Genomic DNA, 22811 nt, shown 5'->3' on the forward strand with positions numbered 1-22811 from the left:
CGATTCGAACTAATAAAAATAATTTTATCAGGTGGTAGAGGAGATAGACGTTGTGTTGCCAGATCAAAAAGCGCGAGTAGAAGCGCACATCGTGACATGCAAAGACGCACCTGGTGCGTTGTTGCCTTTGTTACACGCCATTCAGGATGACATCGGTTTCATCCCTGAAGAATCTTATAGCCTCATTTCCAAAGCACTTAACCTCTCGGTTGCTGAAGTTCACGGCGTTGTTACCTTTTATCACCATTTTCGCCAACATCCTCCAGGCCGGCATGTCTTGCAAGTGTGCCGTGCTGAGTCTTGCCAATCCATGGGAAGTGCAGCCCTTGAGCAACATATCCAATCTACCTTAGCCGTTCATTTTCATGAGACGACAGCCGATGGCAGCATCACGCTGGAGCCAGTCTACTGTTTAGGTAATTGTGCCTGCTCCCCAGCGGTGATGATGGATGATGAGATATACGGGCGCGTGAGTGCGCAGAAGATCGACCGCATTATCGCTTCGGCAAAGGGGGCATGATGAGCATCAAAGTCTATGTGCCGCGAGATTCAAGTGCTTTATCGTTAGGTGCCAATGATGTGGCGAAGGCCATAGCGGCAGAGTCTGCTAAGCGGAATATCCCCATCAAACTCATCCGTAACGGTTCGCGCGGCCTGTTTTGGCTTGAACCGCTAGTGGAAGTGGAGACTGAAGCCGGTCGAGTAGCTTATGGGCCTGTAGATGAAATGGATGTCGCTGGGTTATTCGATGCTGATTTTTTACATGGCGGAGCACACAGATTAAACCTCGGTCTTACAGAAGAGATTACATGGCTTAAAAAGCAGGAGCGTTTGACTTTTGCTCGTGTGGGCATCACTGATCCGGTATCACTGGAAGATTATCTGGCGCATGACGGCTATCGCGGGCTTAAACAGGCATTAAGTATAGAACCTGCTGGCATTGTCGCCCGCGTGACAGACTCGGGCTTGCGTGGCCGTGGCGGTGCAGCATTCCCCACAGGCATCAAGTGGAAGACCGTGCATGGTTGTGTGGCAGATCAAAAATATATCGTTTGCAATGCAGATGAAGGTGATTCAGGTACTTATTCTGATCGCATGATCATGGAAGGTGATCCTTTCGTTTTGATAGAGGGCATGACCATCGCTGGTTTGGCTGTCGGCGCTACGCAAGGTTATATCTATCTGCGCTCAGAATATCCCCATGCGCTTGAAACACTGAATGAGGCGATCTTGAATGCCTATCTTGCAGGGTATCTAGGTAAAGATATTCAAGGTAGTGGTAAGGATTTTGATTTGGAAGTTCGTCGCGCAGCAGGGGCTTATGTATGTGGCGAAGAGACTTCCTTGCTAGAGAGCCTAGAAGGTAAACGCGGCCTAGTGAGATTTAAACCACCCTTGCCTGCTATTGAAGGTCTATTTGGTAAACCAACCGTTGTAAATAACGTCATTTCATTTGCGAGCGTGCCGATTATTCTCGATAAAGGTAGCGTCTATTACCGCGATTACGGCATGGGTAAATCACGCGGTACTTTGCCGATTCAGTTGGCCGGTAATATCAAACATGGCGGTCTGGTTGAAAAAGCTTTTGGCATCACCTTACGCGAGCTTCTTTACGATTACGGTGGCGGTTCTGCAAGTGGTAGACCAATACGCGCCGTGCAGGTCGGCGGTCCTTTAGGCGCTTATCTGCCTGAATCACAATTCGATACCCCATTGGATTATGAAGAGTTCACCAAGATATGGGCGGTGCTTGGCCACGGCGGCATCGTTGCTTTTGACGATACGGTGGATATGGCAAAGATGGCGCGCTACGCATTTGAGTTCTGTGCGATCGAGTCATGCGGTAAATGTACGCCATGCCGCATAGGCTCTACGCGCGGTGTGGAGGTCATGGACAAGATCATCGCTGGTACTGATCAAGCGAAAAGTATAGCGTTGGTGCGCGATCTCAGCGACACCATGCTCAACGGTTCTTTGTGTGCACTGGGGGGAATGACGCCTTACCCTGTATTAAGCGCGATTAACCATTTTGCAGAAGATTTCGGCCTACAAAATAAAGAGCAAGCGGCCTAGCAGGTTCAAGGAGTAAGTCATGGATACGCAAAAAGATTATGGAACGCCAGCAATAAAATCCGATAAGCAGGTGACCCTGCAGATCGATGGTGCGCAGGTCACTGTCCCTGCTGGAAGCTCCATCATGCATGCTGCAATGGTGGCGGGTATATCGGTACCTAAATTATGTGCAACCGATAGCCTTGATCCCTTCGGCTCATGTCGCTTATGTCTGGTAGAGATCGATGGGCGGCGTGGCTATCCGGCATCGTGTACGACACCTGTCGATGAAGGCTTAAAAGTTCACACACAGTCTGCAAAACTGGCAGATATCCGCCGTGGTGTGATGGAACTCTATATATCTGATCATCCTTTGGATTGTCTGACTTGTTCAGCCAATGGAGATTGTGAGTTACAGGACATGGCCGGTGCTGTGGGTTTGCGTGAAGTGCGTTACGGCTATGAGGGCGAGAATCACCTGAAAGCGGAAAAAGATACTTCCAACCCTTATTTTACTTTTGATCCTTCCAAGTGCATCGTCTGCTCTCGCTGTGTGCGGGCGTGTGAAGAGACACAAGGCACGTTTGCATTAACGATCCAAGGGCGCGGTTTTGAATCAAAAGTCGCTGCTGGCATCACCGATTTTATGGATTCTGAATGTGTATCCTGCGGTGCCTGTGTGCAAGCTTGCCCGACTGCGACTTTGATGGAAAAGTCGGTCATCCAACATGGGCAGCCTGAGCATAGTGTCACCACCACCTGTGCTTATTGTGGTGTGGGCTGTTCATTCAATGCTGAGATGAAAGGCGAAGAGTTGGTTCGAATGGTGCCGAATAAAGATGGCGGCGCCAATCATGGGCACTCTTGCGTCAAAGGCAGGTTTGCATGGGGGTATGCAACGCATAAAGACCGCATTACGACACCAATGATCCGTAAAAACATCACCGACCCATGGCAAGAAGCGTCATGGGAAGAGGCTATCGGCTACGCTGCTAGCGAGATCACCCGTATTCAGGGTAAATATGGTCGCGAATCCGTTGGCGCGATCACTTCGTCACGTTGTACCAATGAGGAAGTCTACGTTATCCAGAAACTAGTGCGTGCCGTATTCGGCAGTAATAATGTCGATACCTGCGCCCGTGTTTGCCATTCGCCTACGGGATATGGCCTAAAGCAGACCTTAGGTGAGTCAGCCGGTACACAGACATTTGATTCTGTGATGAAATCAGATGTGATTATGGTGATTGGTGCCAATCCTACGGATGGTCATCCTGTATTCGGCTCACAGATGAAAAGGCGTCTGCGCGAAGGCGCGAAATTGATTGTCGCTGATCCGCGTGCGATCGATCTTGTGTCATCGCCGCATGTCAAAGCTAACCATCATCTTAAATTACGTCCCGGTACCAATGTCGCATTGATATCTGCTTTGGCGCATGTTGTAGTAACCGAAGGATTGGTTAAAGAGGATTTCGTTAAAGCGCGCTGCGAATGGGATTCTTTCGTTCTTTGGCGTGATTTTGTCGCTAAACCTGAAAACTCGCCTGAAGTACTCCAAGAAGATATCGGTGTTAAAGCTGAAGACATCCGCGCCGCTGCAAGATTATTTGCTACCGGCGGCAATGCGGCTATCTATTATGGATTAGGCGTCACAGAGCATAGCCAAGGCTCTACTATGGTGATGGGTATCGCCAATCTTGCGATGGCAACGGGCAATATTGGTAGAGAAGGTGTGGGAGTCAATCCATTGCGTGGGCAAAACAATGTGCAGGGTTCATGTGACATGGGGTCTATGCCGCATGAGTTCACAGGATATCGTCACGTGTCTGATGATGCTGCACGCGCTTTATTTGAGACTGCATGGGGCAGGCCGCTTAGCAAAGAGCCGGGGTTGCGTATCCCCAACATGCTGGATGCCGCGATAGAAGGTGGCTTTAAAGCACTTTATTGCAATGGTGAGGACATCGCCCAGTCGGACCCTAATACGCAGCATGTAACGCATGCGCTGGAATCTATGGAATGTGTCATCGTGCAGGACCTGTTCCTCAACGAGACCGCGATGTATGCGCATGTATTCCTGCCGGGCGCATCATTCCTTGAAAAAACCGGCACCTTTACGAATGCTGAGCGTCGTATTTCGCCAGTGCGTCGTGTGATGAGCCCGAAGAATGGATTTGAGGATTGGGAGATCACAGCCAAGCTATCTGCCGCACTGGGTTATCCTATGCACTACAACTCTGCGTCCGATATCCTAGATGAGATCGCAGCGCTCACCCCGACATTCAAAGGTGTAAGCTTCAAAAAGCTGGATGAGCTTGGTAGTGTGCAGTGGCCTTGTAATGATGATCATCCAGAAGGCACGCCCACCATGCATATCGATGAATTTGTGCGTGGTAAAGGCAAATTCTTTATCACCCAATATGTACCGACCACTGAAAAGGTCAATGCGAAATACCCATTGATACTCACTACCGGGCGTATTCTTTCGCAATACAATGTCGGTGCTCAGACTCGCCGGACTGATAACGTAGCTTGGCACCCTGAAGACCAGGTTGAGATTCATCCGCATGATGCAGAAGACCGCGGCATCAAAGAAGGTGATTGGGTGGGCATCAATAGCCGAGCCGGTGAAACGGTATTGCGTGCAAAAATTACTGAACGCGTGCAGCCCGGTGTGATCTATACTACTTTCCACCATCCTGAGTCAGGTGCGAACGTGATCACGACTGATAACTCCGATTGGGCGACAAACTGCCCGGAATTCAAGGTGACAGCCGTGCAGGTGACGCGTGTCTCGCAATTATCAGGATGGCAAAAGAACTATCAGGAATTCAGCGAAGAGCAGATTTCCTTTGCATATAATCCACTTCATGAGGCACGGGTAGAATAATTGAACGATCTGGTTATCAAAGAAGGCATGACATCAGAGGCTACGACAGGCATATACCCTGTACAAAAGTGGCAGCAAGATGGCGTAGTTAAATTAAGCGATTGCGTTGCTGAAGAAGTGCCTATCGCCATGATCTATAACGGCGTATCACATGCTGTGATGCTGGCGACACCTAGTGATCTGAAAGACTTTGCGCTTGGTTTTTCATTGGCTGAAGGTATCTTGTCTTCGCCAAGTGAGTTGTATGGCATTGAGATCGTACCGCAGGAAAAGGGGATCGAGCTGCATCTTGATATTGCCTCTGAGCGTTTTCATCGGCTCAAAGAGCGCCGCCGTAGCATGACAGGTCGCACTGGTTGCGGTTTATGTGGTGCAGAAAGTTTGGAGCAAGCCCTACGTATTCCCCAGTCATCTGTAAAAAGTACCTTAAAATTCAAAGCTGATGCCATTCAAAAAGCACAACAGCAGATGCAAATCCAGCAACCATTGCAGAATATGACAGGCGCAACGCATGCCAGTGCGTGGGTTAGCCCAGAGGGTGAGATATTGCTGGTGCGTGAAGATGTCGGCCGTCATAACGCATTGGATAAACTGGTTGGGGCGTTGGCATCTAGTGGCAGCGACAAGCAGGGCTTTGTATTAACGACCAGCCGCGCCAGCTATGAAATGGTACAAAAAGTCGCTACAGCGGATATTCCCATGTTGGTTGCCATTTCAGCGCCTACCGGTTTGGCGATACGTATCGCCAAAAGCTGCGATGTCACATTAGTGGGATTCACACGTGCACATCAGCATGTGGTTTACAGTGGTGCAGAACGCATCATCTATTAAGAAAAAGCTGAGACGTTTATGAATATCGAACAACTTATCAAAATGGCGAACCAGATCGGGGAATTCTTTTTTGCCTATCCTGATGCCGAGCAGGCAAAGCTGGATATCGTGAGCCATATCAAACGCTTCTGGGCACTCTCCATGCGCAAGCAGATCGTGGAGTATGTGACAGAAGAGCAGGGAACTGCATTGCAGCCATTGGTTGTTGATGCTATCAAAGAGAACGTTGCCGTCTTAGCTTAATCAAAAGTCTGTTTTTAAGGGTTTTATATTTAATCGCCGTCCATAAAACGTAACTTTTTTTGCATCCAAAAAATGAGATTGAATCTCATTACTCAAGAATTTAATCACCCACGTTATAATCCATTCTCCTTTGGGGAGTAGCCTGCTTTCAGCTCTGAAAGCGCTTGTGTCAACATACTCGACATCATGCATGTCGTGGCACCTGCAGCCTGATTAGGTTGGCGAGACCAAATGGTATTTCAGCGCGAAGTTGTCGGATGCGTTGTTGTGCCATTTCGTCTTATCCGACTTTAATTGAAAGCTGCAATATGAATTTCGCCTCTATCGTTTTAATCGCCTTTGCTATGTCTACCGATGCTTTTGCCGCAGCGGTTGGCAAAGGTGCGACCCTGCAAAAACCACACTTGCGTGAAGCCTTGAGAATGGGCCTGATATTTGGTGTTATCGAAGCTATCACACCTGTTATAGGCTGGGCGATAGGTTCTGTTGCATCAAAATATATCTCCGAATGGGATCACTGGATCGCTTTTACGCTTTTGGCTATATTGGGTGTGAGCATGATTCGTGAGGGTTTTGCAAAATCTGAGCATGAAGATGAAAAACCCGAACAGCATTCATTCTGGATGTTGGCAGTCACCGCATTTGCCACCAGTATCGATGCCATGGCAGTTGGTGTCAGTCTGGCTTTTCTTGATGTCAGTATCGGAAAAATCGCGCTGGCGATAGGTTTGGCTACCATGTTAATGGTGACCATTGGCGTGATGCTTGGGCGTGCCTTAGGTGCAGTCGTAGGCAAGCGTGCAGAGATTGTTGGCGGTGTTATTCTTATCGCGATCGGTAGCTTTATTTTATACGAGCATCTAAGTCAGGCGACACTCGTCGCGCAATATCTGTGACTGGCATAAAACCTGCATTAAATGAAGCATGGGTAATCTGATATTCAAAGTGAGGTATTCATGAAGAGTGTATTCAAGGCGGTTCTGTTCGATCTCGATGGCGTTTTATACGTAGACAATACCGTGGTCGAAGGCGCCATAGAGGCGGTTAAAAAGGTGCGCGCTGCGGGTATTCCATGCCGATTTCTGACGAATACCAGCACACTCTCATTGAAATCATTGCAAGAAAAGATCAATGCGATGGGTTTTAATATCAAGCGTGAGGAGATTTTCAGTGCACCACAGGCTGCATTGCTTTATCTGAGCCAACGAGGTGATCCGGTATGTCGGTTATTATTGGCTGATGATGTAAAAAAGGATTTTTCCGGCTTTCGTCAATCCGATACCAAACCCGACTATATCGTGATCGGCGATATTGGCGATGCTTGGTCGTATAGCTTAATGAATGAGATTTTCACTAATCTCATGGACGGGGCAAAGCTGATTGCCATTCACAAAAACCGTTTCTGGCAGACTGAACAAGGGCTCAAATTGGATATCGGGAGTTTCATCGCTGGCTTGGAGTATGCCAGTGGCACTTCTACCATGATCATCGGCAAGCCTTCCAACGACTTTTTTAAGACGGCATTGGAAGACCTTGAGGTCAGCCCTATCGAAGTGTTGATGGTAGGCGACGACATCGATTCTGATATCGGTGGTGCTCATGATGCGGGTATTCATGCCGTGCTGGTCAAGACGGGTAAATACCGTCAGGAATATGTGGATAAATCAGCTATCACGCCGGATTGGGTATTCGATTCTATCGCCGACCTCCCCGGCTTTCTGGGAATTCACTCCTAGCTTATTCAGCGGCATCATGGTGGGGCATGCCATGATAAAATGCCGCCATGTCAAAATTCCATGTCATCATTCCCGCGGCTGGTTCCGGCAGCCGTATGGCGTCTGAAACACCAAAGCAATATTTGCCATTCTTGAGCGGTACACTCATTGAAAAAACGCTGAGTGTATTTCTCACATGCCCACACATCGATTCAGTCTCACTAGTCATCAGTGCCGATGACAATCACTGGGACGCATTGAGTATCCCCGTGACGCAAAAACTACATGTACATCGCCAGGGTGGTAACACCCGTGCAGAAACCGTACTGAATGGATTACGCATGTTAGCTTCGGCAAGCGATGACTGGGTGTTGGTGCATGATGCGGCAAGGCCAGGATTAAGTGTTGCGTTGCTGGAAAAACTCATCAGTGAGTTAAGTGATGACCCCGTGGGCGGTTTGCTGGCTATACCGCTGGCAGACACTTTGAAACGAGCAGATAATGATCAGCGTGTAGCGCATACAGAACCAAGAGATCACTTGTGGCAAGCACAGACGCCGCAGATGTTTCGCTATGCCTTGCTTAAAGAGGCACTTGAGAATCCTACTTCTCACGCCCCTACCGATGAAGCACAGGCAATCGAAGCATTAGGGTTCAAACCTAAGTTGGTGGCAGGTGAGTTGCGTAATTTAAAGATCACTTATCCAGAAGATATGGCGTTGCTTGAAGCTGTATTAAAAGCGGACTGAGCGGCCTTAACGTGCGAGAAAAGTAAAAGAGGTTATCTATGATAAGAGTCGGGCATGGTTTCGATGTTCATCCGCTGGTTGAAGGTCGGAAATGTATGATAGGCGGCGTAGATGTGCCGCATGATAAAGGCCTTGATGGGCATTCGGATGCGGATGTTTTGCTACATGCCATCAGTGATGCATTGTTGGGTGCTGCGGCTCTGGGCGATATCGGCAAGCATTTTCCAAATACAGATGAACGCTATAAAGGCATAGACTCACGCCAGCTATTGCGACATGTGGCGGCTCTGCTCAAGGCCAAGCATTACTCTATCGTCAATATCGATGCGACGGTGATTGCGGAAGCGCCCAAGCTATCGCCACATACGGCTCAGATGTGTGCCAATATCGCCAGCGATTGCCAGATTCTGGGAGACATGGTGAACGTAAAAGCGACGACTTCAGAAAAACTTGGTTTTACAGGCCGAGGTGAAGGTATCGCCGCTGAAGCTGTATGCTTGATCCAGTGTTACAGGATCTGATATTTTCGCGTTTTATGACGCATGCTCTAATAAGAAAAAAGTGGTAGGATAAAAATTGGATAAAAACGAAAAAGCGATTGCCGTATTATTTGAGCAGGATAGTAATTTCCATCAAGTCGTTTACGGTGCCTTGAATAAAGCACTTGAGGATGGCAACGGAGAGGCTACTTTCTCTGAACTGCTCCAGATATTCCAGCGGAATTTTGAAGTGATTGCTTCAGAGTTCATCGCTTCTGAGCTATTGGATGTTGATTTGGCTGATTATTACGATGTGCATAATGATCTCATGCTCGCTGATGACGTGCAGCGTATGATAGATGATAGTGAAGACGACGAATTAGATTTAGATTGATCATTTGAGTCACTCATTAGCGATATAAAAAAGCCCGCCTAGGCGGGCTTTTTGTCGCATAAAGCTTTTACTGACTATCTTTCCACTTCTTATTCTCATCGGAGAAGTACGGGAAGAGTAGGGGGAGTAACAGTAAAGTAAAGAATGTTGCTGTGACTAATCCACCAACGATCACAACAGCGAATGGCCGCTGCGTCTCGGAGCCGATGCTATGAGAAAGCGCTGCTGGCAATAAGCCCAGACCAGCCATTAGTGCTGTCATCAGGATAGGGCGCAACCTTGCTACTGCGCCATCCATCACTGCATCTGAGAGTACATGTCCTTGGCGCATCAGATATTTGATCTGGTCGACCATGATGACGCCGTTTTGCACAGAGATGCCTGCAAGCGCGATAAAGCCTACTGCGGCTGATACCGATAGATGCAAACCAGCCAGGCCAAGTGCTGCCAGACCGCCAATCAACGTGAATGGGATCATACACAAGACCAGTAAGGCATTACGTATAGAGCGGAAAGCCGAGAACAGCAGGATGAAGATCAGCATGATTGAAAGCGGCACGATGACTTCAAGACGTTTCATCGCACGTTGCTGATTCTCGAATTGACCACCCCAAGTAACGGTATAGCCGGGTGGTAACTTGACCTGTTCTTTTACCTTTGCCATGGCTTCTTGCACAAAGCTGCCTTGATCGCGGTCGATCAGGTTTGCCTTGATCGCCACGATACGAGAGACCCCTTCGCGGCTAACGCGCGATGCTCCTTGCTTGATCTGGATATCAGCGACTTCGCCGAGTGGAATGGTGCCGGCACCATCAGGCAATGCGACAGGCAATTCGGAGATGTCATCCACATCATCGCGGAATGGTCTATCCAGGCGCAAGGTCACATCGAAGCGGCGATCACCATCATAGAAGGTATTGGCAGCATTGCCAGCAAGTGCGGTTTGCACGGTGGTGTTCACATCGCTGACGGTCATGCCGTAGCGTGCGAGCTTGGTACGATCTAGTGTGATATCCAGCTCTGAGTTACCCGATATACGAATCGCCGCAACATCAGTGGCACCTTTAACCGTATTTAAAACATCCACGACTTGATCTGCTTTTTCTTCCAGAATACTCAGGTCAGGGCCGAATATCTTGACCGATATTTCGCCTTTCACGCCGGATAATGCCTCTTCAACACTGTCTTGAATCACTTGTGAGAAGTTAGTGGGGATGCCGGGAATCGTATGAATCTTGGCAGAGATGCTCTCAATGAGGGCTTCTTTATTGGCAAAGTGCCATGTGTCTTTTGGTTTCAGGTCAGCCAATATTTCGATGTTGTTCGGCCCTTTAGGGTCAGTGCCGTCATCCGGCCTACCGACATGGCTTACTACCAGATTGACCTCCGGGTAGCTTTGAAGAATGTTACGTACATGGCGTTCGACATCTTTGGTTTTTTCCAAACTGGTCGATGGCGGTAGGCTGATTGTGAGCCAGATATTACCTTCATCCAGTTTTGGCAAGAACTCAGAACCCAGTTTTGGCGCGAGCAATAATGAGATCACCAGCAGGCCGATAGAGCCAGCCACGACAGGCAATCTGAATTTGCCCATCTTCAGCAGGAATTTCAGGTAGTTTTGCTGGATAGCATGCATCCATTTGCTGTGTTTTTCACCCATGCCCTCACCCCGCATGGTATAGGAAAGTAGGGCAGGAACCAGCGTCAGTGTAAGAATGATCGCACCAAGTAAGGCAAAGCTCAGTGTGAATGCCATCGGGGAGAAAATCTTGCCTTCAACACGTTGGAACGTAAAGATTGGAAGGAACGCGAGAATGATAATGGCTTTTGAGAACAGGATAGGGCGCCCCATTTCAATGGCCGTTGTCTTTAGGCTATTAATGCGCCAGCCATAGTTGGACTGCTGCGCGTTAGCGAAGGCCAGCCGCACCATGAGCGCCTCTACCAGCACCACCGCACTATCGATGATGATACCGAAGTCGACCGCGCCGAGAGATATCAGGTTGGCTGAGACCCCACGGATATTCATGATGATGAAGGCGAAGAGCAGTGACAGTGGAATCACCGATGCCACGATCAATGCCGCTCGCCAGTTACGTAGGAAGATGATCAATATCGTCACCACAAGAAAAGCGCCGACAATCAGGTTTTCTGTCACCGTATGCACCGTATGGTGGATAAGGTTGGTGCGGTCATAAAAGGGCACGATTTTCACCCCCGCCGGAAGTTTCTCATTCACTTCTTTGACTTTATCTTGCAATGCCTCGATCACTTTGGCAGGGTTTTGACCTTTGCTCATGATGACGATACCTTCGATGACATCATCTTGATCATTAAAGGCGACGATGCCGGAACGTGGTCTATCACCGATCTCAACTGCCCCAATATCGCTAATCAGGATAGGTTTGCCGCCGCGCGAGGTGATGACGGTTTGCGCAATGTCATCCAGACTCTTATATAACCCGATGCCGCGCACGACCAGTGATTCATCGCCCCTATGCATCAATCCACCACCTACGTTGGTGCTATTACCTGCAAGCGCCTGATTGACTTGGTCGATACTCAGGTCGAATTTTTTGAGCAGATAAGGATCTATTTTTACTTGATATTCTTTGACTGCGCCGCCGAAACTGGTGATATCTGCAACCCCCGGCACGGTACGTAATACAGGGGTGATCGCCCAATCCTGCAGCGCGCGAATCTCACGCTGTGGCATATCTTTAGGTGCTTCTACCAAATAACGGAATATCTCACCGACTGCGGTCGAGAGTGGCGCTAATGTTGGCTGGTAACCCGGTGGCAGGTCTGCACCTTGTAATCGTTCAAGCACTTGCTGACGTGCGAAGTAGTCATCTGTATGTTCTGAGAACGTTAGCGTGATGACTGAAAGACCCGTGATAGAAACAGAGCGCATCTGCATCAGATGCGGTACACCGCTCATCTCATGTTCGATGGGCAGTGTGACCACCCGCTCGACCTCTTCAGGTGCCAATCCCGTTGCTTGCGTCACGATACCCACGTGCACGTCTTCTACATCAGGAAAAGCCTCAATAGGCATATCGCTGACGGCAAACCAGCCAGCAATGATCAGCGCCGCTGTAGCGAGCAGCACGAATGCCCGCTGTTGCAGGGAGAATGTAATGATCTTTTCTAACATTATTTGCCTGCTGATAATTCAGAGTTAAGAAGAATCGCGCCAGATGTAACCAAGCGATCACCGACTTGGAGACCTTCTTTTACTGTAGCGAAATCGCGCGCTTGTGTATTCAAGGTAACACGCCGCTTCTTGATGTGCCCGGGGGAGACTTCTACAAATACGTAGCTATATAGCCCTTCTGTAATCAGCGCGCTGTTAGGCAGGCGAATAACTTTGTTGTTGTTATTGCTAAGCGGGGTAATGCGCGCATACATTTCGGGTTTCAGCTTGCCCTTTCCCTCAAGGACGATACAACGGACCGGTATTCGGCGTGTCGTTGGCTCTACCATCGCACCGATAGATTGCACTTTGCCGGAGAAGCTTTCGTTAGGGTAGGCATCTACCTCGATGCTCAGCATTTGGCCTTCAGTGACTTTGTTTAGATCACGTTCCGGTAAATCTATGCTTGCCCATAAATGGCTAGGGTCGGTGATGATGAACAGCGGTGAAGGTGCATCAGGCCGCACTTCACTACCAGGGTTGATCTGTCGGTCAACGATCACGCCGCCGATCGGTGCGCGTAGCGTAAAGCTTTCGTTGTTAGACGCACTGCTCACACTGCCAAGATTCTTTAATCTGGCGCGGGCACGTTGGGCTTCAGCACCTGCTTCAGCCATCTCTGCCTGACTATTCTCATATTCCTTTTGTGCTATTACGCCGCCTTCAAGCAGCATACGGCTGCGTTCCAAGGCCTGTTTCTTCAGTTGCAGGTCAGCATCAGCTTTGCGTGAGTCAGCAACTGCACTGCCTAAGTCTGGTGAATCCAAGACCATCAGCACTTGACCTGCTTTTACCTTATCACCAATCTGTGCGTTGATTTGTAATGCACGCCCAATGACGGGGGAGGTGATGCGTGCTGTGTAATTCTCATCGAAGCTGATCTTGCCATTGAGTGGTTCAGCTGCTGGGGCCGCTACTTCGATCACCGATTCTATTTTTAGATTAGCCAGTTGTGGAGAGTCTGCTGGCAGGATGATCTCATCCTGACTGACAGGTTGTTTGCTAGCAGCCATCGCCATAGGCATAGTTGCGATAGTAAAGAGTGACGTTATCCCTAATGTCAGGTGTATAAAGCGATTCATTGTGCGTCCTCGGGGGTAATAGCTGCTTGCCATGCGGCAAGGGATTTTGCATAGTCTGCACGTACAGTGGCGGCATCAAGTTCGACTGCGCGCAATACACGGCGAGCATCCAGCAGGTCAGTTACGTCCATCGCGCCATGTTTGTAGGCAAATTCGGCTGCATCTGCACTTTTTTTGGCATCTGCGAGCATCTCCTGGTCATAACGCCTGACTTTGTCTATAGATGATTCCAAGTCGGCACGCGCACGGGTGATCTCGCCTGTTGCCGTTGCGCGGACTTGCTCTAATGATTCCAATGCGCTGGTATAAGCCACTTGTGAGCGCGCGATCTCACCTTGATACTGGTAATTACTTAAGAGTGGAAAACTGACGCCAGCGCCGACCGTGTTACGGCTATCGTTCGGGTAGTGTTCATACTGTACGCCTACTGTAATGTCACGGGTATTCAGTGACTCGGCGAGTTGTCGAGATTCATCTGCCAATTGCACACGGCTTTGCGCCGCGCGTACATCCGGGCGTTGGTCAACGACCTTATCGATCTCTACCAATGCGGTATCTTGGTCGTCGGTTGATGGCCAATTGTCCGTTGCGCTCAGGTTTCGAGCGTCATTATCCTTACCGATGAGATAAGCGAGTAAAGATTGCGCTTTTTCTTTATCTGCTTTTGCCTGGCGCACGTCATTTTGCGCCCGCATTGCATCGATGCGGATGCGCGATACATCCGTTGCAGCAATGTCGCCCGCTTTGAATCGTAATTGCGCTGCATCCAAGCTCTTTTGATAAAGATCAACGTTATTTTGTTGAATACCTTCTTTGTCCTGCGCCAATAGCAGATCATAGTAAGCAGAGCGTAAGGCGTATTTTTGCTGGCGTACGGTATCTGTCAGATCGAATTCACTGGCTTTTAGCGCATTATCTGCCGCAGCCATTCTGAGTTGACGTTTACTGCCACGCTCAATGAGTTGATCGATGCGGATGATAGAGTCCAGTGTCTTGTCGTCCAGCCCACCATTGCCATTGCTTTGACGAAGTCTGAAATTGGTCGAGCTTAGAGATAGTGTAGGGTTGGGTCTTTGTGCCGCAGATAAGGTATCAGCCTGCGAGCCTTCTACTAGTCGTTTCGCTGCGATGAGTTCCCGATTGTTGCTTGTGAAAAGCTGTTCAGCCTGTTGAAGGCTTAAGCGGTCAAGTGAAATATCCCCCAAATCGGCAGACATGCCAGCTAATGGAAACAACAAAGAGACAACAAGCACGCTAGTTATTTTTATGCGATGCTTCATAAAGCCACCTTTAAATCATTTGAGTGACATGGATATAAAAAACTATCAATTATAGTCTTGCATAACTCACGAGCTAGGATTCACTTCATGAGGTACATGACATGGACATATACGCTTTCAAAATAATTCAGTTTTACAAAAAATATATTTTAAGCTTTAAGCAGTACGATGACGGCGCCGCTACCACCATCATTCGCTCTTGCTTGCGCATAGGCAATTACCTCATCTTTTTGCATCAACCAATGCCGCAATTTATGTTTCAGTACAGGCTCACGATTCTTTGAGCCCAAGCCTTTGCCGTGCACGATACGCACACAGCGTATGCCTCTTTTTTTACATTCTGCGAGAAACGTCGCGACATACAACCGTGCCTCGTCACTGATCATGCCATGCAGATCAATCGCTGCTTGCACTACCCAGTGGCCGCGCCTTAGCTTGCTTAATATGTCGGGAGAATGACCTTCTCGGATATATAGCAACTCTTCGCCGCTTTCAAGTTCATGCGAGGGGATATAGCCATCACTTAGCGAGTCAACCAGTGCCTGCTGTTCGTCGCGTATAAATTGCTGGGGGATTGGTTTGGGTTTTGGCTGGCTGTGGTGCAAGCGGGTTGCTTTTAATGGGCGTGCACCTTTTACCGCTTCGCGGAATAGGGTGTCATCATCATCGTTGTCGTTTGAGTGTTCCATGATATTCAACGCACAAATAAAAACGCACGGGAGTAGCGCTATATTGCCACAACCGTGCGTCTTCTACTGCAATTGCTTGATGAATCTATAGGTTATTGCAGTCCATCCAGATAGCGCTCAGCATCAAGTGCTGCCATACAACCACTACCTGCACTGGTGACCGCTTGGCGATAGATATGGTCTTGCACATCGCCAGCAGCAAATACACCGGGAATGCTCGTGGCGGTTGCATTGCCTTTACGGCCTGCTTGCGTCACAAGATAACCGCCTTCCATCTCAAGTTGCCCGGCAAAGATATCCGTGTTCGGTTTATGTCCGATTGCAATAAAGACACCTTGCAAGGCGATATCCTTAGTAGCGCCTGTTTGTGTGTGCTTGATCCGCATACCGGTCACGCCACTGTTATCGCCCAGCACTTCTTCAAGTGTCGAGAACACTTCCAGTTCGATCTTGCCTTCTTTCACGCGTTCCATCAGCTTGTCGACCAGAATCGCTTCAGCTTTAAACTTGTCGCGACGGTGCACCAAGGTTACTTTACTTGCGATGTTTGCAAGATAAAGCGCTTCTTCAACGGCTGTGTTGCCGCCGCCGATGACAGCTACAGGCTGGTTGCGGTAAAAGAAGCCATCACATGTCGCACAAGCTGAAACCCCTTTACCTGAAAAAGCTTCTTCAGATGGTAAACCCAAATACTGTGCTGAAGCGCCAGTCGCGATGATCAAGGCATCAGCCGTATATTCACCAGAGTCGCCAATCAGACGGATCGGTTTTTCTTCCAGTTTGGCTGTATGGATATGATCAAAGATCATTTCGGTATTGAAGCGCTCAGCATGTTTTTGAAAACGTGCCATTAGCTCAGGACCTTGTACGCCTTCATTATCCGCAGGCCAGTTATCAACCTCGCTGGTTGTCATGAGTTGACCACCTTGGGCAATCCCCGTGATCAACACAGGTTTCAGGTTGGCGCGCGCAGCATATACTGCGGCCGAGTAACCGGCAGGGCCAGACCCCAAAATCAATAGGCGCGCATGTTTGGTTGCCATGATAAAACTCCTAAAATTTCAAATCTAAATTTAATTCAGTGTTGCTTTGCTTAACGCTATTCAATAACTTGTTTCTCTAGTTTATTGCCTAGCAGATTTATTTCTCTAGCAAGCTGCGCAACATCCATGCAGTTTTTTCATGTAACTGCAAACGCTGGGTCAATAGATCGGCACTTGCCTCATCTGCTGCTTTATCTACTACCGGAAACACCGAGCGCGCTGTGCGAACCACAGCTTCGTGGCCAGCAACCAGTTCGCGGATCATATCTTGCGCTTTTGGCACGCTTTCACTTTCCTGAATCGATGCCAGTTTGATAAAGTCGCGATAAGTGCCCGGCGCGTAGAAATCCAGTGAACGGATACGCTCTGCAACCAAGTCGACCGCCAAAGCCAGTTCTGTATATTGCGCCTCAAACATCAAATGCAATGTATTGAACATCGGGCCTGTGACGTTCCAATGGAAATAATGTGTCTTCAGGTACAGGGTATATGTGTCTGCCAGCAGGCGGGATAAGCCTTCAGCGATTTTCTTGCGGTCTTTTTCATTAATACCAATATCTACCATTTTATTCTCCTTGAATGCGCTTCGTTGGTTTTTCAGGTTATTTTGATTCTAAGATTTTGAGTAATCATAGGTTCGCGTAAGCAATAGTGCAAATTGATTGTATAAATTAAACCAATTAGTTTTACCTATAGTTCTTTAGGTGCTTGATTTTGCGATAAAGACGAATCCAAAGGCAATATGCCACTCAATTTGATACTCATGATAGCTTGCCTTACAAGCTCTATCGCCTCTGGTCGGGGGAATGATTTACGCCATGCTAGAGCAACGCGTCGACTCGGTGCGGGCTGAGTAAAAGGTTTGAATGTCAGCATCCGGTTTTCTTCCCGTGTAGGAATACAAGCGGTAGATGGCAGCACTGTCATACCAACGCCCGAGGCCACCATGTAACGTATCGTTTCCAATGAGCTGCCTTCAAGTGTTTGTTGTACACCGCTGGCTGTCTGGGTGTTACCCAGTTGTGGACACATCTTCAATACTTGGTCGCGGAAGCAATGCCCTGTGCCTAATAACAGTACAGTCTCGTCACCTAATGTTGCTGGGTCTATCGCAGATTTATCACTCCACGCATGTTGTGATGGTAATGCAAGCTGGAAAGGCTCATCGTAAAGCGTTGTAGTTTCAATCCCCGGCTCTGAGAATGGTAACGAGATAATAATTACATCCAGTTTCCCGCGCTTTAGTTGTTCACGCAGGTCAGAGGTATAACTTTCCTGAATGATCAATTGCATCGCAGGCGCTTTTTTGCGAATGAATGGCAGCATCTTGGGCAAGAGATACGGCCCTATCGTATAGATTGCGCCTATGCGTAAAGGATGGGCGAGTGGGTCACCACTGCGTTGAGCAATAGACTGTATCGCTTCAGCCTGCTCGATAATGCGTGCCGCCTGCGCGACAATTTGCTCGCCTACTGGGGTCAGTGTGATCTCATTGGAGCTGCGCTCAAAAATGGCGATGCCCAGTTCTTCCTCAAGCTTCTTGATACCCACGCTCAGTGTTGGCTGGCTGACGAAGCAAGCCTCCGCCGCACGGCCAAAATGGCGTTCACGTGATACGGCTAGCACATAGCGAAGTTCCGTTAGGGTCATGCAAGTAAGGTGTAAGAATGCAAAACATCATTTTACCCGCAATAGATAGCTTCTACGCAGGCTTATTGATACTGCTATACTTGTTGATATAATCAAATCCAATATTCTTGTCTCGGGCAATCAAACTATCTTGTTTTTCTCGAAAAATAAACTGCCACTCAATAGTCGTCGCGAAGTTGCGCCACCGCCATCTGAAGGTACAGGGCTTATCAAAGAAGCGTGGTGGCTGGCATTAGTTGTTGTCGGCATCTACCTCACGGTTATCCTCGCCACCTACCAGCCGCAAGATCCATCATGGTCGCATAGCGCAAGCAATAGTGATGTGGTACATAACGCTGGCGGAACAGTCGGTGCGTGGCTATCCGATATCCTGTTATTCCTGTTTGGATTTTCTGCATGGTGGTGGGCTGTATTTGCTTTTTACGCCATCTGGCTCGTGTATTTGCGCTTGGAAGTCGTGGCTGCGAGTGAGCGCCCATTGCTTCTTTTTAATATTGTCGGCTTCTTCATGTTGCTGGCTGCTTCATGCGCACTAGAGTTCGGCCATCTTGTTCACCTGCCTGCTGAGTTGCCTTCCGCGTCTGGCGGTATGTTAGGTTCCGTGCTTGATGGACTCCTGCAATCCATGCTTGGTTTTACCGGATCAACGATGATCCTGCTGTTACTGATGGCAACGGGTTTTAGCCTATTTACGGGCTGGTCATGGATCGTCATGACAGAAAAGCTAGGTGGTGCACTTGAGAGTAGTTATTTCTTTATCCAGAATAAACTGCAAGATCGCCAAGATAGAAAATTAGGCCGTGTCGCCGAGCAGTTGCGTGAAGAGTTCGTAGATAGCGAACGCAAACGCACTGAAGACAGGCCGCCCGTACAGATAGAAGTGCCAGTACTTGAGATTGCAAAAAGTGATCGAGTTGAAAAAGAGCGCCAAAGCCCTCTATTCGAGACCATGCCTGATTCTCCATTGCCGCCATTACACTTATTGGATGAACCAACAGGCGCGGTCGAAGTGCAATCTGCTGAAACACTCGATTTCACTTCCCGCCTGATTGAGCGAAAGCTCATGGATTTCGGTATCGAAGTGAAAGTCATCACCGCATTACCGGGTCCTGTGATTACACGCTATGAGCTTGAGCCAGCAGCTGGTGTAAAAGGTAGTCAGGTAGCTAACCTCTCGAAAGACTTGGCACGTGCGCTATCAGTAGTGAGTATTCGCGTGGTCGAAACCATTCCCGGCAAAGCCTATATGGGGTTGGAGATACCCAATCCTAAACGGCAGATCGTTTTCTTATCTGAGATATTAGGCTCGCAAGTCTATGCCGATGTCACCTCTCCGTTAGCTATCGCGATGGGTAAGGATATCGCGGGCAAACCTGTGGTCGCTGATTTGGCAAAAATGCCACACGTGCTGGTTGCCGGTACGACAGGTTCAGGCAAATCCGTTGCCATCAATGCCATGATCCTGAGTCTTTTGTATAAAGCAGAACCCAGCAAAGTGCGATTGATCCTGATCGACCCTAAGATGCTGGAGTTATCTGTTTATGAAGGCATCCCGCATTTGCTCGCACCAGTCATTACTGATATGCGTCAGGCAGGTAATGCACTTAACTGGTCAGTTGCCGAGATGGAGCGCCGTTATAAGCTGATGTCGGTGCTTGGTGTGCGTAACCTTGCGGGTTATAACCAAAAGATACGCGATGCTGAAAAAGAGGGCACCTCCATTCCTCATCCATTCACGCTTACGCCAGAGAGTCCTGAGCCATTAGAAGAGCTGCCATTGATTGTAGTCGTGATTGATGAGCTTGCCGATTTGATGATGGTTGTTGGCAAAAAAGTCGAAGAGCCTATCGCTAGGCTTGCGCAAAAAGCACGTGCCTGCGGCATTCACTTGGTTGTTGCTACGCAGCGTCCATCGGTCGATGTGATTACCGGACTTATTAAAGCGAATATTCCAACCCGCGTCGCCTTCCAGGTTTCCAGTAAGATAGATTCCCGAACTATTCTCGATCAAATGGGTGCCGAAGCCTTGTTGGGGCAGGGAGATATGCTCTATCAACCCCCTGGCACCAGCTATCCGCAGCGTATCCATGGGGCGTTCGTTTCTGATCAAGAAGTGCATCGCGTCGTCGAGCACATCAAGTCACTAGGTGAGCCAAATTACATTGAAGGCATTCTCACAGGCGGTGTTGATGAAAATGCTGAGGGCGGATTATCTGGCGAATCAGGTTCAGGTAGCGAAGCTGATCCTCTTTACGATGAAGCCGTTGCTATCGTCCTCAAAAGTCGCCGTGCCTCCATCTCTGCGGTTCAGCGCAATCTACGCATAGGCTATAACCGCGCTGCTCGATTAATAGAAGAAATGGAGCGGGCAGGCCTTGTATCTGCCATGCAGAGTAACGGTAATCGCGAAGTGCTCGCCCCTAATAACCAAGAGTAATCATGAAACAGCTATTCATCATCATCCTAGCAATCCCCACATTAGCCTTTGCTGGTGGTATGGATAGGCTAAAAGCCTTTTACCAGAATACGACTTCCATGCGTGCTAATTTTAATCAGACCGTGGTGGATAGCCAGGGCCGCAAGGTGCAAGAAGTCACTGGCACCATGCAATTGCAACGTCCGGGTAAGTTTCGTTGGGACTACAACAAACCCTATGTGCAACAGATTGTCGGCGATGGCGAAAAGGTATGGTTATATGACCCTGACCTTAATCAGGTAACTGTTCGTCCCCTAAGTAAAACCTTAGGTTCCAGCCCAGCATCTTTGCTTGCTGGCAGCAAAGATATGGAAAAAAGCTTTACGATTAAAGATGAAGGTCGTCAGGACGATCTCGATTGGGTGCAAGCCACACCTAAAGATGCGGATAGTGGTTTTGAGCGCGTATATCTGGGGTTCAAAGAAGACGCATTGCAACAGATGGAGCTGCATGACAGTTTTGGTCACATTACAGTGATCGAATTTACCAAGCTTGAACGTAATCAAAAACCAAATGCCCAAGCCTTCCGCTTCACCGTGCCTGCTGGCGCCGATGTCGTAGGCGAGTAGCTAATTGCTTGGATTTTATGTTGCATCCCTGCAACAGGATTACTTAATTTTACGATTGATAAACAATCAATTTCTTGTTACTGTAAACAAAAAACATAATGTTTATGTATAGTTACATAAAAATGCCAATTAAATCAGGGACGGTTTAAATGCTTAAAACGCATATTCGTAAAATAGGGGCAATAGTTCTTTTGTCCCTAATGCCAATGCTGGCACATGCAGCAGATGAATCACTAGAAAAAGCAGCAGCCTTAATCAAAGCTAACAAATACAGTGCAGCTTATGATTTGCTTGAGCCGCTAGAGGCTGACCGCGCTGGTGATCCTAGTTTTGATTATCTATTCGGCGTAGCAGCGCTTCAAAATGGTAAAGCCACGCGTGCTGTATTTGCCTTGGAGCGTGTGCTTGCTATCCAACCTAATAATACCGATGCAAGGGCTTTTATTGCCCGCGCTTATTTTCAGCTTGGCGAGAAAGATACTGCAAAAACCGAGTTCAAATATACGCTTGAGCAGAAGCCATCTCCGGCACTTTCAAAGGCTATTAATGACTACATGACCGCCATTGATAAATCATTGGGTTTAATCACCACTTATAACGCGTATATCGAAGCTACGTATGGATATGATACGAATATCAATAGCGCTACTGGTGTAAATGGATTTCCATTATTGGGCGGTACCGTTATTCTTGATAAAAATGCGCGTGAAATTTCAGATAATTTCATGAGTGCAAATGCTGGAGCATCTTTTAGAACGCCTATTGCCAAAGATATCGATTTCTTTGCTGGGGTGAACGGTATGATGCGTGTGAACTTGCATGAAGAGCTTTTTGACACAAAGTCTTATGATGCAAATGCTGGTCTACGAATTAAGCAAGCGATTGATACATATACTGTTGCGTTACAGGATAGTAACTTTTATGTAGATAGTGTCCGTTACCGTCATGCTTATGGAGTTACTGGGCAATGGCAACGTGATTTAAGCGCTACTGACCAAGTTAATGCTTTTGCGCAGTTTACTAAAATCAAATATCCGGACAACGATATTCGCGATGCTAAAAGATATGTCGCCGGAGGCGGTTGGGCGCATGTATTCTCGGGAGACAAAACACCTGTGCTTTTTCTGAGTGGTTATCTGGGTAAAGAAAAACCGGAAGATTCGAGTTTTGATCAGTTTGATAACAATATATATGGCGCGCGTGCTGGTGGGCAGGTAACCCTTACCCCACATTGGGTTACATTTGCTAATTCAAGTTATGAGTATCGTGACTATAAGGGGGATGAGCCATTTTTCTCGAAAGCCAGAGAAGATAAGCAATACGATGCATCTGTGGGTTTGCGTTATTTGGGTAAGATTTGGACAATTAAACCGCAAATCAGTTACTTGAAGAATGATTCGAATATTGTAGTAAACGATTTTGACCGAACGTTGCTGTCTGTAAGCTTCAGACACGATTTTAATTGGTAACAATTGA

20 protein-coding genes are annotated in these 22811 nt (G+C 48.2%); 13 read left to right on the forward strand and 7 right to left on the reverse strand.

Annotated features, from left to right (window positions below; translation table 11 throughout):
• The first annotated feature begins 52 nt into the window (after window positions 1-52).
• The 10 genes from A7981_RS04665 (at window position 53) to A7981_RS04715 (ending at window position 9350) form a co-directional block, all read left to right on the forward strand.
• On the forward strand, window positions 53-520 hold the full coding sequence (locus A7981_RS04665; protein ID WP_088178023.1) for a formate dehydrogenase subunit gamma: 468 nt from the start codon (window positions 53-55) through the stop codon (window positions 518-520).
• Entirely contained in the window at window positions 520-2073 is a 1554-nt protein-coding gene (locus tag A7981_RS04670; RefSeq protein WP_174545151.1) for an NADH-quinone oxidoreductase subunit NuoF, read from the forward strand. The genes A7981_RS04665 and A7981_RS04670 overlap by 1 nt, the downstream gene beginning before the upstream one ends.
• Before the next feature lie 19 nt (window positions 2074-2092).
• Window positions 2093-4939, forward strand: coding sequence for a formate dehydrogenase subunit alpha (fdhF, locus tag A7981_RS04675; RefSeq protein ID WP_067264675.1), 2847 nt, complete (start codon window positions 2093-2095; stop codon window positions 4937-4939).
• 27 nt (window positions 4940-4966) lie between these two features.
• Window positions 4967-5770 (forward strand): formate dehydrogenase accessory sulfurtransferase FdhD, encoded by an 804-nt coding sequence (fdhD, locus tag A7981_RS04680; RefSeq protein WP_067266552.1) that lies wholly within the window; start codon window positions 4967-4969, stop codon window positions 5768-5770.
• An 18-nt stretch (window positions 5771-5788) separates the two neighbouring features.
• The gene (locus A7981_RS04685) at window positions 5789-6013 is read left to right on the forward strand and encodes a formate dehydrogenase subunit delta (protein ID WP_067264679.1); all 225 of its coding nucleotides are present in this window, start codon (window positions 5789-5791) and stop codon (window positions 6011-6013) included.
• A gap of 308 nt (window positions 6014-6321) precedes the next feature.
• Window positions 6322-6909 (forward strand): manganese efflux pump MntP, encoded by a 588-nt coding sequence (gene mntP / locus A7981_RS04695; protein ID WP_067264683.1) that lies wholly within the window; start codon window positions 6322-6324, stop codon window positions 6907-6909.
• 60 nt (window positions 6910-6969) lie between these two features.
• Window positions 6970-7749, forward strand: a complete 780-nt coding sequence (locus tag A7981_RS04700) for a TIGR01458 family HAD-type hydrolase (RefSeq protein ID WP_067264685.1) — start codon at window positions 6970-6972, stop codon at window positions 7747-7749.
• 47 nt (window positions 7750-7796) lie between these two features.
• Entirely contained in the window at window positions 7797-8477 is a 681-nt protein-coding gene (gene ispD / locus A7981_RS04705) for a 2-C-methyl-D-erythritol 4-phosphate cytidylyltransferase (protein WP_067264703.1), read from the forward strand.
• Window positions 8478-8515: 38 nt separating this feature from the next.
• Window positions 8516-8998, forward strand: a complete 483-nt coding sequence (gene ispF / locus A7981_RS04710; protein ID WP_067264705.1) for a 2-C-methyl-D-erythritol 2,4-cyclodiphosphate synthase — start codon at window positions 8516-8518, stop codon at window positions 8996-8998.
• A 55-nt stretch (window positions 8999-9053) separates the two neighbouring features.
• Entirely contained in the window at window positions 9054-9350 is a 297-nt protein-coding gene (locus A7981_RS04715) for a hypothetical protein (protein WP_067264707.1), read from the forward strand.
• Between the two features lie 67 nt (window positions 9351-9417).
• Here the strand turns inward: A7981_RS04715 and A7981_RS04720 are convergent, their stop codons facing one another.
• The 7 genes from A7981_RS04720 to A7981_RS04750 form a co-directional block, all read right to left on the reverse strand.
• Window positions 9418-12507, reverse strand: coding sequence for an efflux RND transporter permease subunit (locus A7981_RS04720; protein WP_067264711.1), 3090 nt, complete (start codon window positions 12505-12507; stop codon window positions 9418-9420).
• Window positions 12507-13628, reverse strand: a complete 1122-nt coding sequence (locus tag A7981_RS04725) for an efflux RND transporter periplasmic adaptor subunit (RefSeq protein ID WP_067264713.1) — start codon at window positions 13626-13628, stop codon at window positions 12507-12509. The genes A7981_RS04720 and A7981_RS04725 overlap by 1 nt, the downstream gene beginning before the upstream one ends.
• A complete protein-coding gene (locus A7981_RS04730; RefSeq protein ID WP_067264717.1) occupies window positions 13625-14908 on the reverse strand; it encodes a TolC family protein in 1284 nt (427 codons plus the stop codon). The genes A7981_RS04725 and A7981_RS04730 overlap by 4 nt, the downstream gene beginning before the upstream one ends.
• A gap of 149 nt (window positions 14909-15057) precedes the next feature.
• A complete protein-coding gene (locus tag A7981_RS04735) occupies window positions 15058-15597 on the reverse strand; it encodes a Smr/MutS family protein (protein WP_067266556.1) in 540 nt (179 codons plus the stop codon).
• 92 nt (window positions 15598-15689) lie between these two features.
• Entirely contained in the window at window positions 15690-16640 is a 951-nt protein-coding gene (gene trxB / locus A7981_RS04740) for a thioredoxin-disulfide reductase (protein WP_067264721.1), read from the reverse strand.
• Window positions 16641-16737: 97 nt separating this feature from the next.
• Window positions 16738-17205, reverse strand: coding sequence for a Dps family protein (locus A7981_RS04745; protein ID WP_067264723.1), 468 nt, complete (start codon window positions 17203-17205; stop codon window positions 16738-16740).
• Between the two features lie 125 nt (window positions 17206-17330).
• Entirely contained in the window at window positions 17331-18290 is a 960-nt protein-coding gene (locus A7981_RS04750; protein WP_067264726.1) for a hydrogen peroxide-inducible genes activator, read from the reverse strand.
• A gap of 130 nt (window positions 18291-18420) precedes the next feature.
• On the opposite strand from A7981_RS04750, the gene A7981_RS12375 reads away from it, so the two are divergent.
• The 3 genes from A7981_RS12375 (at window position 18421) to A7981_RS04765 (ending at window position 22804) form a co-directional block, all read left to right on the forward strand.
• Window positions 18421-20727: a DNA translocase FtsK gene (locus A7981_RS12375; protein ID WP_067264728.1), complete on the forward strand. Its 2307-nt coding sequence runs from the start codon at window positions 18421-18423 to the stop codon at window positions 20725-20727.
• Between the two features lie 2 nt (window positions 20728-20729).
• Window positions 20730-21335, forward strand: a complete 606-nt coding sequence (gene lolA, locus A7981_RS04760) for an outer membrane lipoprotein chaperone LolA (protein ID WP_067264731.1) — start codon at window positions 20730-20732, stop codon at window positions 21333-21335.
• 200 nt (window positions 21336-21535) lie between these two features.
• Complete coding sequence (locus A7981_RS04765; protein WP_067264734.1) at window positions 21536-22804, forward strand: surface lipoprotein assembly modifier; 1269 nt, start codon at window positions 21536-21538, stop codon at window positions 22802-22804.
• The last annotated feature ends 7 nt before the right edge of the window (window positions 22805-22811 follow it).

It is taken from the genome of Methylovorus sp. MM2 (assembly GCF_001648895.1).
Taxonomy (GTDB): domain Bacteria; phylum Pseudomonadota; class Gammaproteobacteria; order Burkholderiales; family Methylophilaceae; genus MM1.